The organism is Permianibacter fluminis, assembly GCF_013179735.1.
GTDB classification, from domain to species: domain Bacteria; phylum Pseudomonadota; class Gammaproteobacteria; order Enterobacterales; family Permianibacteraceae; genus Permianibacter; species Permianibacter fluminis.
In genome coordinates this window covers 340,949-356,393 of record NZ_JABMEG010000002.1, presented here as the reverse complement: position 1 = coordinate 356,393, position 15,445 = coordinate 340,949, and the positions used below count along the sequence as shown (strand labels likewise).

Here is a 15,445-nt window from a genome sequence, read left to right as displayed (position 1 = left end):
AAGGATGGCGTGGTCAGGACGCCAAAACGAAGGCCCCCCAGCCAACACCTTTTTCCCGACTCGCAGACCCAAAAACAATGACCGACAACAACGAGCTCGAACAGCTTCGCCAGGAACTGGTGACGGTCCGTCGCCGGGCCGAACGGCTGGAGCGCATCGCCGACCGCCGACGCTACTCGGCGCAGTTGCAAGCCGCGCTGTACCGCATTGCCGATATCACCGCCGCCGACAGTCCGATGGCGCAATTCTTCCAGTCGCTGCATGACATCATGCGCCAGCTGATGTACGCCGAAAATTTCTTCATCGCGCTGTATGACGCTGACGCCTCAACGTTCAGCCTCGCCTACATGGTCGACTCGCTCGATCAGAGCTATCAGGACGCCATGCAGAACGTGCCCATCTCGCAGTTGCACGGCACGCTGACCGGCTATGTGCTTCGCCTGGGCAAACCGGTGTTCGCCGATGAGACGGTCATGGAAGCGCTGCACGCATCCGGTGAAATCGGCCATGTCGGTTCGGACTGCATTGAATGGCTCGGCTGCCCGCTCAAGGTCGGCAATCGCACGCTCGGTGCCATGGTTGTACAGAGCTATGATCGCAACCGGCGTTATCGGCAAAGCGATCGCAAGTTGCTGATGTTCATTTCCGGCCATGTCGCGACTGCCGTGCAGCGCAAACAGGCCGATGAACGCCTCGCGGACAGCAACCGGGCGCTGGAAGCAAAGGTCGAAGAGCGCACCCACGAGTTGCGACAAACGCTGGATGAGCTGCAGCAACAGGTGCTGGAGCGCCAGCGCAGCGAGCAGGTGCGCGAAGCCTGCTACGAAATTGCCGAACAGAGCCAGACGGCAACCGCGCTCGACAGCTTCTATGCCTCGGTGCACACCATCGTCAACCAGCTAATCAATGCCCGCGATTTTTTCATCGCGCTGTACGATCCGGTGCGCAGCGAATTGACCTTGCCATATCTGGTCGACAAATACCTGCAAAATCCCGGAGTGATCACGCTGACCGCGGATGACATGCATGACTCCTCACTTTTTACTGCCGAAGTGCTGCGCACGCAGAAGCCGCTGATACTGACCGCTGCCGAGATGAAGCCGCGCCAACCGGCGCTTTATGACGCCGGCAAAGGGCCGGCCGCCTGGCTCGGGGTGCCGCTCATCATGGATGGCGTGGCGCGCGGTGCCATTGTTGTCCAAAGTCACGATCCGTCCGCGCGTTTTACCGCCAAGGACGCCGATCTGCTGGAGTTTGTCGCCTCGCATGTAGCAACGGCCTTGCAACGCCGGCAGGATGCCGACTCGCTGCGCACCGCCCATCATGAATTGAAGACCATCAACGATGAGCTGGAGCGGCGCATCGCCGAACGCACCCAGGCACTCGCCAACACCAACAGCGTGCTGGAACACTTGCTGGAACAGCGCAAGGTCATCAATGAAAAGCTGGCGCACGATGCCCATCATGACGTGCTAACGGGGTTGCCGAACCGGGCGCTGCTGCACGAGCGCCTCGGTCACACTATCCAACGCAATTTGCGCCGCAAGAAGCTCAGCTATGCCCTGCTGTTTCTGGATTTGGATCGGTTCAAAATCATCAATGACAGCCTTGGTCATCTGAGTGGCGACAAGTTGCTGTGTGAAGTCTCGCACCGGCTGGAACAATGCGTTCGCGCCGGCGATACCGTCGCCCGGCTCGGCGGTGACGAGTTCTGCATTTTGCTCGACGACATCCAGACCATTGCCGACATCGAGGTAATCGCCAAGCGCATTCTGAGCAGTATCGCCGCCCCTTACCTGCTCGAAGGCCAGCGGCTCTACACCAGCACCAGCATCGGCATCACTACCAGCCAGGTCGGTTACAACGCGGCTGACGCGGTCATTCGCGACGCCGACGCTGCGATGTACCAGGCCAAGGCGCAAGGCAAAAACCGTTATTGCTTCTTTGACAAGAGCCTGCACCAGGATGCGCTGAACCGGTTGAAGCTGGAAGCCGATTTGCGCCACGCCATTGGCCGCGGTGAAATCGTGGTCTATTACCAACCCATTTACGATTTGCTGAGCCAGAGCATTCATGGTTTTGAAGCACTGGCGCGCTGGCAGCATCCGGAGCTAGGTCTGTTGTCACCGGCATTGTTCATTCCGGTTGCAGAAGAAACCGGCCTCATCAACGATCTGGGCTTGCAGGTGCTGCGTGATGCCACCACCCAGCTACATGCCTGGCGACAACAAACCGGCACCGAACTGTCGATCAGCGTCAATCTGTCGGGACGGCAACTGGCGCAGCGCGATTTTCTCAGCCACGTGCACGACATTCTCGATGAGAGTGAGTTGCCAGCGCAGGCCCTGAAGCTGGAAATCACCGAGAGCCTGTTGATTCAGCATTTTGATATGGCCCAGCATTTCCTGCAGCGGTTGCAGGAAATGCACATCGAGATTCTGCTCGATGACTTCGGCACCGGCTACTCGTCACTGAATTATCTGCACCAGTTTCCGCTCAACACCGTCAAAATCGATCGCTCGTTTGTTCAGCAGATCAGCAGCAACCAGAAAAGTCTGCAGCTGCTGAGCGGGGTCCGGCTGCTGGCCAGCAATCTCGGTTTGAAACTGGTTGCAGAAGGCGTCGAAACCAGCGCCCAGTTGCAATTGCTGCAGGCGATGAACTTCGAGTTTGGTCAGGGTTACTTGTTTGGTGCGCCGATGCCGGCCGAACAGGCCGGCGCCCTGCTCAGCGGGGCGCCGCATCCGGCGTTTGCAGCCGCGCGGCCAGCGTGAACAGCGGCCCCTGCAATTGCAATTGACCGGACATTGAATATGTTGGCTGGCTTTCTTGTGACTGGCTATCTGACGGCCAGCCAGCCTCAGTAATCAGCAAACCGGGAAAGGCCACCAGCTCGTCGTTATAAAAGAGTTTGGGCCAGTACGGCCGCAACCAGGCTGGCACCCGTTGTTCCTGAAAAATATCTTTCAGTTCACGGCGACCAGCGCGCCGGTGCAGCGCCACTTTCAAACCCGGCGTTTGCCAACGCACAGTGACGCGCTCATCGGTGCGCGGTGCCCGTAACATCAGTGCCGGCAATGCCGGTGCGGATTCAGTCTGATCCGGTATCGGCAACGGCGGCTGTGAAGACAGCAATTGCCAGCGCAACACCCCCAAACCAATCGGCAGCACGAGCGCATCCGATTGCGCAAACGCATCGCCTGCCTGCCAAGCCAATTCCGCGGTCGACGGCATCGGTAACGCCGGCAGCGCGACAATCTGATCCGCCGCCATGCGCAACTCGTGTTCGCCCCAGCGCAGCTGGATCCGCTCCGATGCGGTTGGCAACTGGCTAAGAAAACTGTGCAGCTTGTCGGCATTCGGCGCTGACAACTGCTGCTGTTGCAGCCAGCCACGCAGCAGATTGGCTTGACGTGCCGGCGCCAAAGTCAGCAACCGCTGGCGCGACAGATTGCCATTCGGATATTGCACAGCGCGCGCATCCAGCGCAGCCAGATCCGACAGCAATGTGGCGCTTTCCGCTTGCCATTGCACCGCGCGCAGCAGCACCTCGGCAGCACCCTCACGCTGCGCCAGCAAGACTGGCATCAGCTCGGCACGCAAGCGGTTGCGCGCCAGCCTGTGATCGGCGTTGCTCGGGTCCTCAATCCATGGCCATTGCTGTTGCGCGGCGAGTTCGCGAATGGCCGCGCGGCGCACCGTCAGCAACGGCCGATACAAGCAGCCGGCGCCGCAGCGCGCCTGCACCGGCATGCCGGCCAGACCATGCGGGCCAGCGCCACGCAGCAACTGCAACATCAGGGTTTCCAGTTGATCGTCGGCATGGTGGCCGAGCAGCAGAACTTCACCTGCCTGCAGCGACTGCGCGAACGCGTCATAGCGAGCGGCACGGGCATCGGCTTCCAGGCCCTTATCGGTGCGCACGACCTCGACCGTCAACATCTGCAGTGGCACATGCAAGGCATGGCAACGCTGTTCGCAATGACGGGCAAAATCGGCTGCCGCGGCCTGCAGCTGATGATTGACGTGAATGGCGCGCAGCGGCAGCTCATGCCGGCGCGCATAGGCCCAAGCCAATTGCAGCAAGACAATGGAGTCACAGCCGCCGCTGAGTGCGACAACGAGTGCGGTGGGTCGGGGCGATGGTTCAGTAAATGCGGATTCAGTAAAAGCCGACTTAGTAATGACAGACTCTGTCGCGGCAGAACTGGCGACGATTGATGCCGCGGCGGCCGGTGTTGCCGAGGCCGGAAACAACAACGCCCCGAGCGCTGAAGCGAAGGCATCAGCCGGGGCGTTGTTCATGTTCCTGCTTCCGTTTTAGCGCGCGCGGTTTTACGACGCCTCAGCAAAAACGCCGAAGCTCATCAGACGCTGGTAACGCTGGCTCAACAATTCCCCTTCCGACAACTTGTCGAGCGCCGCCAGATCGCCGAGCAGTTGTTCGGCCAGCGTCTGCGCCATTTTGCGCGGTTCGCGATGGGCGCCGCCCAGTGGCTCTTCGACGATGGCGTCGATTAACTTCAGCTCTTTCAAGCGTTTGGCGGTAATGCCCATCGCCGCAGCCGCTTCCGGCGCTTTTTCGGCGCTGCGCCACAAAATCGAGGCGCAACCTTCCGGCGAAATCACCGAGTAGGTTGAATATTGCAGCATGTTGACCCGATCACCGACACCGATGGCCAGCGCACCGCCGGAACCGCCTTCACCGATCACGGTGCAGACCACCGGCACTTTCAATTCCGACATCACTTTCAGGTTGCGGGCAATCGCTTCCGATTGGCCGCGCTCTTCGGCACCCACGCCCGGGTAGGCGCCGGGGGTGTCGATGAAGGTGATGATCGGCAGCTTGAATTTTTCCGCCAGCTGCATCAGCCGCAATGCCTTGCGATAGCCTTCCGGCCGCGGCATACCGAAATTGCGGCGGATTTTTTCCTTGGTGTCGCGGCCTTTCTGGTGGCCAATCACCATCACCGGCCGACCAGCCAGACGCGCGGTACCGCCGACAATGGACGGATCGTTGGCAAACGCGCGGTCGCCGCAGAATTCGTCGAAGTCGGTGAACAATTCGTTCAGGTAATCGAGCGTGTAGGGCCGCTGCGGATGGCGCGCCATTTGGGCGATCTGCCAGGCATCGAGGTTGGCGAACACCTGCTTGGTCAGCTGCACGCTCTTTTTGCGCAGACGGTCGATTTCTTCGCTGATATTGATTTCGCCGTCGTCACCCAGCTGGCGCAGCTCCTCAATACGGGCTTCCAGTTCGGCAATCGGCTTTTCGAAGTCGAGAAAGTTAAGGCTCATGGCAGATCAGATCATCCGGCCCCGCCACCTGGCGGACAAGGCGCGTAGTCTACCAGCGGCCGTCCGGGGGAACCATCTGACCACCGGTCTGGCCGCCGTTTCGGTCACATCTGGCGCAGAATTGGCCGGGTTTTGCTCAATTTGGCGGCAGATTCGGCACCGAAACCGGCGCCGGTCGCCCCGTCTGCAGGCAAATTGCACGGGCCAGGACCTCGTTGTCGACACGGATCCGAGCCCTGAGCCACCGCCACCACCAGCGGCGGTCGCCAACCGGCTTATGGTACGGGTGACGTCCGGCAGCCGGCGAACAGATCCAGCTCGGCCTTGTAGACGCTGGTCCGCACATCGAACAGACCCAGGAAGGAATGGAACAGGTTGTCGTGCGAGGCGGGTTGCTCGGCCCGCTTCTGCAGGCAGGCCCGGTCCAGGCCCAACCGGCTTTCAATGCCCGGCGAGAACCACATCAGCAGCGGTACCCGCTTCTGCTCTTCCGGCGCAATGGCGTAGGGAAAGCCGTGCAGATACAGATTGTTTTCCCCGAGCGACTCGCCGTGATCCGAGACATAGACAAAAGCCGTGTCGAAGTTCGCGGCATTTTTCTGCAGTACTGCAATCAGGCTGGCCAGAATGTGATCGGTGTACAGCAGGGTATTGTCATAGGCATTGATGATGCTCTGCCGATCGCAGTTCTGGACATTGGCATCAGTGCATTCGGGCAGGAAGCGTTTGAACTCCGCCGGCGTCCGTTTGTAGTAGGCCGGGCCGTGACTGCCTTTCTGGTGCATGACGATGAAGGTGTCAGTGGTCGCGGCATCGAGCTTGTCCTGCAGTTGGTGCAGCAACACGTCATCGAAGCACTCGCCGTCGTGACAAAGCTCCGGCAACTGCAAGGTATCCAGCGCCTCGTTGGCAACCCGATCACAAGCGCCCTTGCAACCGGAATTGTTGTCGCGCCAGAGCACGGCAACGCCGGCCCGTTGCAGCACATCGAGCACACCTTCGCGGGCATCCGCCTTGTCGCGATTGAAATTGTCCCGGCCCAGATTGGAGAACATGCAGCGAACCGAAATCGCGGTCGTGGTGCCACAGGAATAGGTCGTCTTGAAATTCAGCAGCGGCAGCGTGGCCAATTCCGGATTGGTTTCGCGGTCATAGCCATTGAGTGAAAAATTGGCCGCGCGGGCGGTTTCACCGACGACAAAAAACACCAGCATCTTGCGCTCGTGACCCGATGCGGCGCGGGCTCGCGTCGCATCCTCGCCAATTTTCTCGATGACGGCCGGCCCGGCTTCGCTGGCAAACAGGAATTGTCCCACCGCGTAAATCGGATAGACCGGATTCATCAACATGCGCAGCTCTTTGTGCTCGCGCCCGATCAGGGAGAAATCCTTGTAATGACTGGCGATGGCTCCCGCGATGGCCGCCACAGTCAGCACGATGGCAATGACTCGACCGAGTAGCGCCTTGGCCAGGGTCGGAAAACGGATGGTCGTGCGCAGCAGCAGCAGTGATGGCAGCAAACCGAACAGCAGCAGATACACGACCAGCCGGAGGGTCAGCAGCTCGGTCGCTTCCTTGACATCGGTTTCGACCACATTCTGGATCATCGAGCTGTCAATGATGGTGCCGTAGGCATCCATGAAATAAGCAGCTGATGCGGTCGAGAAAAACAGCACGATCAGTACCGGCTTCAGCAGCCAGCGCAGCGCAAACGGCGCGATAAACAGATGGATGGTCGCCAACAGAAAAACCGCCTCGGCCAGCAGGAAGCCGAAATTGGCAAAAGACAAGGGCATCAGCGTCAGCACCGATTGCCACAGCGCGGCATTGCCAACGACCGCCATGAACGCGGCGGCAAACAAGCTGACGCCGGTCACAGATAGAGAGAACTGCAGACGGTTCCAGACGGTGCGAATACTTGGTTTGCTAGTCATTACAGTCATGGCAGCTCAAATTTCCAATGGGGCTCAGATGCAGCCTCGCTTGCCACCAGCATAGCGCGGGAAAGTTTGGCATAAGCTTAACAGCGATGGTTCACCTGCAAAAACCGGCAGCCGTTTCAGTGATAAACCACTTCCACTCGCTCGCAACCGTCTAACTGCTTTAACCGTTGTAGCAACTCATCGCGAGGCAAGACCTTGCAATCGTCTCCGAGCACGACCCGGACGCTGGCCTCGCCATTGCGATACTCGGCCAACACCGGAAAACTGCCGGGGCCGAAATCGCGCAGCAAGCTGATCAGTCGGTCTGGCGACAGCCGCGAGCCATTCAAGCCCAGCTCCAGCCGACGGGCATAGCGGGCGCGGGCCTCGGCGATATCAAGCAAGCCGCGCACAGTCATTGAGGGTCGACCGAGGTACTCGTCTTCGTACACTTCGCCTTCGAGTACCAGCACCTTGTCCTCAACCAGCTGATGTTTGTGCTTTTCGTACAGCTCGGAAAAAATTTTGGCTTCCAGCCGACCGCTTTTGTCATCCAGGGTCAGAATGGCCCAGCGCGCGCCGGACTTGTTCTGCATCACCCGAATGCCGATCAGCAAACCGGCAACGGTGACATTTTCGCCGCGCCGGGTCGGTGCCACTTCACTGAGCCGCACGGAACAGAAATTTTTCAGCTCGCCAAGATAGCGGTCAATCGGGTGGCCGGTCAGATACAGGCCCAGTGTTTCCTTTTCCAGCCGCAGCTGATCTTCTTCACTGGTCGAATGCACCTGAACCCAGTTGGGCGGCAACGGTTCGGCAACCGCGCTGGCAGCGCCAAAGCCGCCGCCGAACAAATCATTCTGGCCGCTTTGCTTGTCCCGGCCGGCCTGCTCGGCCGCCTTGATCGCTTCATCGAGCGAGGCCAGCATCACTGCCCGGCTCGGGCCAAGCTTGTCCATGGCGCCGGCATTGATCAGCGCTTCCAGCACTCGCCGGTTCACCTTGCGCAGATCCACCCGGGCGCAAAAATCAAACAAGTGCTGATAAGCACCGTTGGTTTCGCGCTCGACAATAATGTTTTCTACAGCGTTTTCACCGACTCCGCGAATCGCGCCGATGCCATAAATGACGGTGCGGGCATCGCCAACGGTGAACTTGAACTGCGAGTGATTGACATCCGGCGGCACGATTCGCATGCCGTTGCCGGTGGCGTCGTCAATCAGGCCGACCACCTTGTCGGTGTTGTGCATGTCGGCCGACATGGTCGCGGCAAAAAACTCGGCCGGGTAATGCGTCTTCAGCCACGCCGTTTGGTACGACACCAGCGCGTATGCGGCCGAGTGCGATTTGTTGAAACCGTAACCGGCGAATTTTTCCATCAAATCAAAAATCTGCGCCGCCAGATCGGCATCGATGCCCTGCTTGGCCGCGCCGTCCTGAAAGAACTCGCGCTGCTTGGCCATTTCTTCCGGCTTTTTCTTGCCCATTGCCCGGCGCAACAAGTCGGCGCCGCCGAGCGAGTAGCCGCCGAGCACCTGGGCAATCTGCATGACCTGCTCTTGATACAGAATGATGCCGTAGGTGGGCTCCAATACCGGCTTCAGCCATTCATGCTGATAGTCCGGATGCGGATACGCAACGGGCTCTTCTCCGTGTTTCCGTTTGATAAAGTCATCGACCATGCCGGACTCAAGCGGACCCGGACGGTACAGCGCCACCAGCGCGACGATGTCTTCGAACCGGCTCGGTTTCAGCTTGGCAATGAGCTTGCGCATGCCGGTCGATTCCAGCTGGAACACCGCACCGGTATTGGCTGCTTTCAAGAGCTCAAAGACTTTGCTGTCAGTCAGTGGGATATGCTCGATCTGGACCGGCGCTTCGCCCGTTCGCGCTCGCCGCTCGTTGATCATCTGCACGGCCCAATCCACCACCGTCAGCGTTTTCAGACCGAGAAAGTCGAACTTGACGAGGCCCGCCTGTTCGATATCGTCCTTGTCGAATTGCACCACCAGGCCCTGACCGGCTTCGTCGCAATACAGCGGGGCAAAATCGGTCAAATCGCTGGGCGCGATCACGACACCACCGGCGTGTTTGCCCGCGTTACGGGTCAGACCTTCGAGTTTCAGTGCCATGTCCCAGATGGCGCGCACGTCTTCTTCGTTTTCGTAACGCTTGCGCAGCTCTTCTTCCTGGGCAAACGCCTTGTCCAGCGTCATTTCCAGTTCGAGCGGAATCAGTTTGGCGATCTTGTCGACCATGCCATAGGGTTGGCCCATGACGCGACCGACGTCGCGGACCACCGCTTTCGCCGCCATGGTGCCGAAGGTGATGATTTGCGACACCGCATGGCGACCGTATTTCTGCGCCACGTAGTCGATCACCCGATCGCGTCCTTCCATGCAGAAGTCGACGTCGAAGTCGGGCATCGACACCCGCTCCGGATTCAGGAAGCGCTCGAACAGCAAGTCGTAAGGCAGCGGATCCAGATCGGTAATCCCAAGTGAATACGCAACCAGCGAACCGGCACCGGAACCCCGGCCGGGGCCGACCGGTACGCCATTGCTTTTGCCCCATTTGATGAAGTCGGCGACGATCAGGAAGTAGCCTTCGAAGCCCATCTTGCTGATTACGCCGATTTCGATTTCCAGCCGGTCGGCATACTGCTTACGCTTCTCGCCGGTGTCGACATAGGTGAGCACCGTGTTCAGACGCTGCTGCAGGCCTTCACGGGCGGCATGGGCAAAGAAATCGGTGATGGTGAAGCCATCCGGCACCGGAAATTCCGGCAAAAAATATTTGCCGAGCTGCAAGGTCACATTGCAGCGCTTGGCGATCTCGACGGTGTTTTCAATGGCCTCGGGCAAGTCGCTGAACAGCTCGGCCATTTCGGCTGGCGTGCGCAGGTATTGTTGCGCCGAATACTCGCGCGGCCGGCGCGGATCATCGAGCACTCGGCCCTGATTGATGCAAACCCGCACCTCATGCGCTTCGAAATCATCGGCTTTGAGAAAGCGGACATCGTTGGTCGCGACCACCGGCGTTTGCGAACCGTCGGCCAGTGCCACCACTTTGTGCAGATAGCTTTCTTCACCGTCGCGGCCGGTGCGCTGCACTTCCAGATAGAAACGCTGCGGAAAATGGGTTTTCCAGGCGGCCAGACTTTCGGCAGCAAGCGCTGGCTGGTTCGCCAGCAGGAGCTTGCCGACATCGCCTTCGCGACCGCCCGACAGCACGATCAGGCCATCGTTGGCATCGAACAGCCATTGCTGCTCGATCACCGGCACGCCGCGCTGCTGGCCTTCGGTGTAGGCACGGGAAATCAGCCGGGTCAGGTTCTTGTAACCGTCATTGCTCTGGGCCAACAGCACGGCACGAAACAACTCGTTGCCCATGCGCTCACTTTTCAGCCAGATGTCGGCACCAATCAACGGTTTGACACCGGCGGATTGCGCCGCCTTGTAGAACTTGACCAGACCACAGAGATTGTTCTGATCGGTCAGCGCGACCGCTGCCATGCCGGCACCGGCGCAGGCCTTGACCACCTCGTCCGTACGGAGCAATCCATCGACCATGGAAAACTCGGTGTGCACCCGCAAATGGACGAACTGACTCATGACAACTCCCTTACGGACTGAGGGCGCATTCTAGGGGGCAGCAGGCCGAAGGGGAACGCTTGACAGGCCAGCCGGCGGTGAATGTTTTGTGCCGGCCATGGCCGGGCCATATTCCACGCCAGCTGTCAGCACTTTTTACATGGTATCGCTTTGTATCAGTTCTTATAGCTCGAATGTCTTTAAAAATAAGCCTTTGCTACCTTGGCCTGTACATTGCTCTTGAACGGCGCCTGAAAACCCAAGACCTGAACAGCAATAACCAGGCAACGACTCAAGGAGATGTCATGAAGTTTTCGTCGTATCAATTGGCTGGCCTCGCGCTGGCTGTCGCGGGCAGTGCCCACGCCGGTTTGGTGGATACCTCAACCGCCGAACTGGAGCCGCTGGTTGTCGTCGGCGCGCCGTCCAGCACCGGCATCGCCGGTGCCCTGCCTTATCTTGATCTGGGCCATGATCAGTACACCGGCACCGTCCAGTTGCAAAGCAACGGCAGCCGCTACTGCACCGGCAGTCTGCTGGCCTCGGGTCGGCACATCCTGACCGCCGCCCACTGCGTCACCGATGACGCCGGCAACGTGCTGCCGAGCTTCGCCAATGACAGCATTCAGTTCGACGGCCCGAATGGCAGTGTCGACATCGGCTTTGCCGGCGTCGCCGTGCATGAAGGCTGGACCTTTGATTACGCCGGCAACGGTAATGACGTCGCCATCATCACGCTGCACACTGCAGCCCCCACCTGGGCCAACCGTTACGACCTGTACACCGGCGATGCCATTGGCCAGGACTACACCCGCGTTGGCTACGGTGGCTTCGGTTGGGGTGACGTTGGCGCCCAATACGGTGGCATCACCGGCGCTGACGGCAACCTGCTGCGCGTATTCGGTAGCAACCATTTCGACAGCGACAACTACGCGCTCTGCTACATGCTCGGCTACAACTGCGAAGGCGGCCAGGTGCTGACGTCGGATTTCGACAATCCGTTCAACAGCGCCAATGATCTCTGGGGCAATCTGTTCCTGAACTACGATGGCGGCAACACCGCTTACGTTCATGGCGCCACCGGCATGGAAGTCAATTCGGCCCCTGGTGATTCGGGCGGCACCGTGTTGGTCAACGGCCAACTGGCAGGCTTGACCTCGTACGGCTTTACCCTCGGCTGCCGCCTGTTTGATGCCAACTGCACCACCCGCGGTCGCGCACTGAACTCGTCATGGGGCGAAGGCGCCGTCGACACTTCCGTTGCCTACCATTACGACTGGATCTCGGCACACGCTGTGCCGGCACCGGAAGCGTTGGCACTGATGGGTTTTGGCCTGCTCGGATTTGGCATGATGCGTCGTCGCAAATAAGCACGCGACCACGACAAAAAGAAAACGGCGAGGGAGACCTCGCCGTTTTTTTGTAGCTAATCTAAACGGATTTCAGATTACAATTTTCTGTTCGCGGTCTTCAGTAAACCGTCTTCAAACCAGCTGCAGGCTCGCCTGCACCGGGGCAAAACTGCGCCGATGAATGGGCGTTACGCCATGGACACGCAGCGCTTCAACATGGGCAGCGGTCGGATAGCCTTTGTGGCCAGCAAAACCATACTGCGGATACTGTTCGTGCCACTGCAGCATTTCTCGATCACGAGCCACTTTGGCCAGAATTGATGCAGCGCTGATGGCGGCAACCGTGGCATCGCCCTTGATGAAGGTCAGCACCTTCATCGGCAAATCCGGGGCCTTGTTGCCATCGACCCAAACCTCCTGCGGTACGATTGGCAATGCAAGCACAGCCCGGCGCATGGCGAGCAAACTGGCCTGCAGGATATTGAGCTGATCAATCTCTTCCACTTCAGCGCGACCGTAGGCAAAAGCCAGAGCTTTGGCTTCGATTTCCGGCACCAGTAATTCACGCTTTTTTTCACTGAGCTTTTTCGAGTCCGCCAGGCCGGCAATCGGTTTGTTCGGATCGAGGATCACCGCCGCCGTCACGACCGGTCCCGCCAGCGGGCCACGACCCACTTCATCAACACCGGCAATCAAAATAATGCTCATGGCAACCGGCCCTTCTGCAGCAGCAAAGCAATGATGGCCTCAGCCGCACGGGCGCCCGCGTTGCCACGCAGTTCCTCATGCAGACGACGAAATTCAGCGAGCAGCGCCGCGCGTTCGGCCGCCGACAGCGAGAGTTGCTGCCACATCGCGTCCGCCAGCTTTTCAGCCGTGCAATCATCCTGCATCAATTCAGGCACCAAATCGCGACCGGACAGCAGATTCGGCAAGGCGAAACGGCCGATGGTCAGCAGCCGTTTGTAAATGGCGTAGCTGAAACCGGAAACTTTGTACGCCACCACCATCGGCCGCTTGATCAGCATGGCCTCCAGCGTAGCAGTGCCAGACGCCAACAAAATGGCATCCGCGGCAATCATTGCGGTTTGCGATTGACCATCGAGCAGATGCAGGTTGCTGACTCCGCCGGCCGCTTGCAGCGCAGCAGAAAATTGCGCTCGTCGTGCCGGTGTCGCGCAAGGAACCAGAAAGTGCAGCGTCGCATCACGCTGCTGCAGCAATTGCATCGCCCGGATAAACGGCTCGGACAGAAACTTCAGCTCACTGCCGCGACTGCCCGGCAAGACAGCCAGCACGCGCGCCTCGTCCGGAATCGCCAAGGCCGCACGGGCCGAGCCAGGCTCATTGTCGAGCGCGATTTGATCGGCAAGCGGGTGGCCCACGTGAGCCACGCCAACACCGTGCTCGCGATAAATCGCTTGTTCGAATGGAAACAGCGTCAGCATCAAATCGACGGCACGCTGGATGGTAAAAATGCGCTTCTTCCGCCAGGCCCAAACCGACGGGCTGACAAAATGCACCGTGGTCACGCCACCGGCGCGTAGCTGCTCTTCGAGACCCAGATTGAACTCCGGCGCATCGATACCGATAAAAACATCCGGTCGCTGCTGCAACCAGTGACGCACCAGTTGTTTTCGTACCGACAGCAATTCCGGCAGGCGCTTGAGGATGGCCAGAATCCCCATCACCGACAGGCGCTCCATCGGATAGCGGCTGTGGCAGTGCTGCGCTTGCATACGTGGACCGGCAATGCCCTCGGCTTGCAGCTGCGGAAGCCGCTCCCGCAGCGCTTTCAGCAGTGCCTCGCCAAGAATATCGCCCGACGCTTCGCCCGCGACAATGGCAACCCGCACTGGCGTGTCGGTGCTGGGCACAGCAAGGGAAGACTCAGTCATGCGAGCGGTCATCGTGTCAGCCGGAGGAAAGGCGCCGATCAGAGCGATCAGCGCAGCAGTTGATCGATCAGCGAATAATGCCGCGGCTGGAGTTGGCGATGAAATCGGTCAGCACGCGAATACCATCAAACTCGGCCACCAGTTCTTGCAGTGGCGCCAGCGCCTGTTCAACGGTCAAGCCCTGCCGGTAAATGATCTTGTAGGCGCGCTTGATCAGCAAAATCTGCTCGGCCGTGAAACCGCGGCGCTTCAGCCCTTCGCTATTGATGCCGCGTGGTTCGGCATGAAAACCTTCGGCCATGACAAACGGCGGCACATCTTTTTGCAAACCCGACTTCATGCCGAGGAAGGCATGGGCACCAATGTGGCAGAACTGATGCACCGCGGTAAAGCCGCCCAGGATCGCCCAATCACCGATATGGACATGACCAGCCAGCGTGGCGTTGTTGGCCAGAATACAGTGATTGCCAACCAGACAATCGTGGGCAACGTGAACATAGGCCATGAACAGATTGTGATTGCCAATCGTGGTCTCATGCCGGTCTTGGGTGGTGCCGCGGTGTACCGTGCAACATTCACGAAAGACGTTGTGATCACCGATTACCGTGCGGGTCGGTTCGCCTTTGTATTTCTTGTCTTGATTGGCTTCGCCAATGGACGAAAATTGGTAGAACTGGTTGTGCTGACCGATGCGGGTATGACCGTTGATCACGACATGCGGCCCGATCACGGTACCGCTGCCGATTTCAACGTGCTCGCCGATGATGCTGTAGGGGCCGACTTCGACATCGGGCGCCAATCGGGCGCCCGGATGGACGATTGCGCTCGGATGAATCACGCTCAGCATTCCTTCAATGTGTTGACGCCACTATCACAGGCGTTCCGGACCATCCTGGCGCCAAGCTTGCCATCCCAGGCCTGAACACGCATACGTTGTCGTGATCAGAATTCTTTTTTGGTGCACATCAATTCGGCTTCACAGACGACCTTGCCGTCCACTGTCGCCGTGGCGCCGAACACCCAGATGCCACGCTTTTGTTTGCGCACTTCGACCCGCATGACCAACTGATCACCCGGCTCGACCGGATCGCGGAACCGCGCGCCATCAATACCGACAAAATAATACGCCGAATGATCGTTCGGCATTTCATTGGTGCTTTTGAACGCCAGTATGCCGGTGCACTGCGCCATCGCTTCCAGGATCAACACACCCGGAAATACCGGGCGGTGCGGGAAATGGCCGGTGAAGCACGGCTCATTGAAGGTGACATTCTTGACCCCGACCAGATACTGATTCGGTTGGTAGTCGAGCACTTTGTCGACCAGCAAAAATGGATACCGGTGTGGCAGATGCTGCAGCACATCGTGGATATCCATCGTAT

The 15,445-nt window shown here is 59.2% G+C and carries 10 protein-coding genes; 2 read left to right on the top strand and 8 right to left on the bottom strand.

Annotation, left to right across the window (positions count from 1 at the left end; genetic code table 11):
* Window positions 1-77 precede the first annotated feature (77 nt).
* Window positions 78-2,774 carry a sensor domain-containing phosphodiesterase gene (locus HPT27_RS16865; RefSeq protein ID WP_172245953.1) on the top strand — a complete coding sequence of 899 codons (2,697 nt, stop codon included), beginning with the start codon at window positions 78-80 and terminating at the stop codon, window positions 2,772-2,774.
* Here the strand turns inward: HPT27_RS16865 and tilS are convergent.
* The 4 genes from tilS to dnaE all read right to left on the bottom strand — a co-directional run bounded on the left by tilS (window position 2,728) and on the right by dnaE (window position 10,834).
* Window positions 2,728-4,305 (bottom strand): tRNA lysidine(34) synthetase TilS, encoded by a 1,578-nt coding sequence (gene tilS, locus HPT27_RS16860; RefSeq protein ID WP_172245951.1) that lies wholly within the window; start codon window positions 4,303-4,305, stop codon window positions 2,728-2,730. The two genes, HPT27_RS16865 and tilS, sit on opposite strands and share 47 nt — an antisense overlap.
* Before the next feature lie 30 nt (window positions 4,306-4,335).
* Entirely contained in the window at window positions 4,336-5,298 is a 963-nt protein-coding gene (accA, locus tag HPT27_RS16855; RefSeq protein ID WP_172245949.1) for an acetyl-CoA carboxylase carboxyl transferase subunit alpha, read from the bottom strand.
* 275 nt (window positions 5,299-5,573) lie between these two features.
* Window positions 5,574-7,241, bottom strand: coding sequence for a phosphoethanolamine transferase (locus tag HPT27_RS16850; RefSeq protein WP_172245947.1), 1,668 nt, complete (start codon window positions 7,239-7,241; stop codon window positions 5,574-5,576).
* A gap of 116 nt (window positions 7,242-7,357) precedes the next feature.
* Window positions 7,358-10,834 (bottom strand): DNA polymerase III subunit alpha, encoded by a 3,477-nt coding sequence (gene dnaE, locus HPT27_RS16845; protein WP_172245945.1) that lies wholly within the window; start codon window positions 10,832-10,834, stop codon window positions 7,358-7,360.
* 284 nt (window positions 10,835-11,118) lie between these two features.
* On the opposite strand from dnaE, the gene HPT27_RS16840 reads away from it, so the two are divergent.
* Window positions 11,119-12,183, top strand: a complete 1,065-nt coding sequence (locus HPT27_RS16840) for a trypsin-like serine protease (RefSeq protein ID WP_172245943.1) — start codon at window positions 11,119-11,121, stop codon at window positions 12,181-12,183.
* A gap of 114 nt (window positions 12,184-12,297) precedes the next feature.
* Here the strand turns inward: HPT27_RS16840 and rnhB are convergent, their stop codons facing one another.
* The 4 genes from rnhB to fabZ form a co-directional block, all read right to left on the bottom strand.
* Window positions 12,298-12,873, bottom strand: coding sequence for a ribonuclease HII (gene rnhB, locus HPT27_RS16835; RefSeq protein ID WP_172245941.1), 576 nt, complete (start codon window positions 12,871-12,873; stop codon window positions 12,298-12,300).
* Window positions 12,870-14,063 carry a lipid-A-disaccharide synthase gene (lpxB, locus tag HPT27_RS16830; protein WP_172245939.1) on the bottom strand — a complete coding sequence of 398 codons (1,194 nt, stop codon included), beginning with the start codon at window positions 14,061-14,063 and terminating at the stop codon, window positions 12,870-12,872. The genes rnhB and lpxB overlap by 4 nt, the downstream gene beginning before the upstream one ends.
* A gap of 67 nt (window positions 14,064-14,130) precedes the next feature.
* On the bottom strand, window positions 14,131-14,907 hold the full coding sequence (gene lpxA / locus HPT27_RS16825; protein ID WP_172246405.1) for an acyl-ACP--UDP-N-acetylglucosamine O-acyltransferase: 777 nt from the start codon (window positions 14,905-14,907) through the stop codon (window positions 14,131-14,133).
* 98 nt (window positions 14,908-15,005) lie between these two features.
* The gene (gene fabZ, locus HPT27_RS16820) at window positions 15,006-15,440 is read right to left on the bottom strand and encodes a 3-hydroxyacyl-ACP dehydratase FabZ (RefSeq protein ID WP_172246403.1); all 435 of its coding nucleotides are present in this window, start codon (window positions 15,438-15,440) and stop codon (window positions 15,006-15,008) included.
* Window positions 15,441-15,445 lie beyond the last annotated feature (5 nt).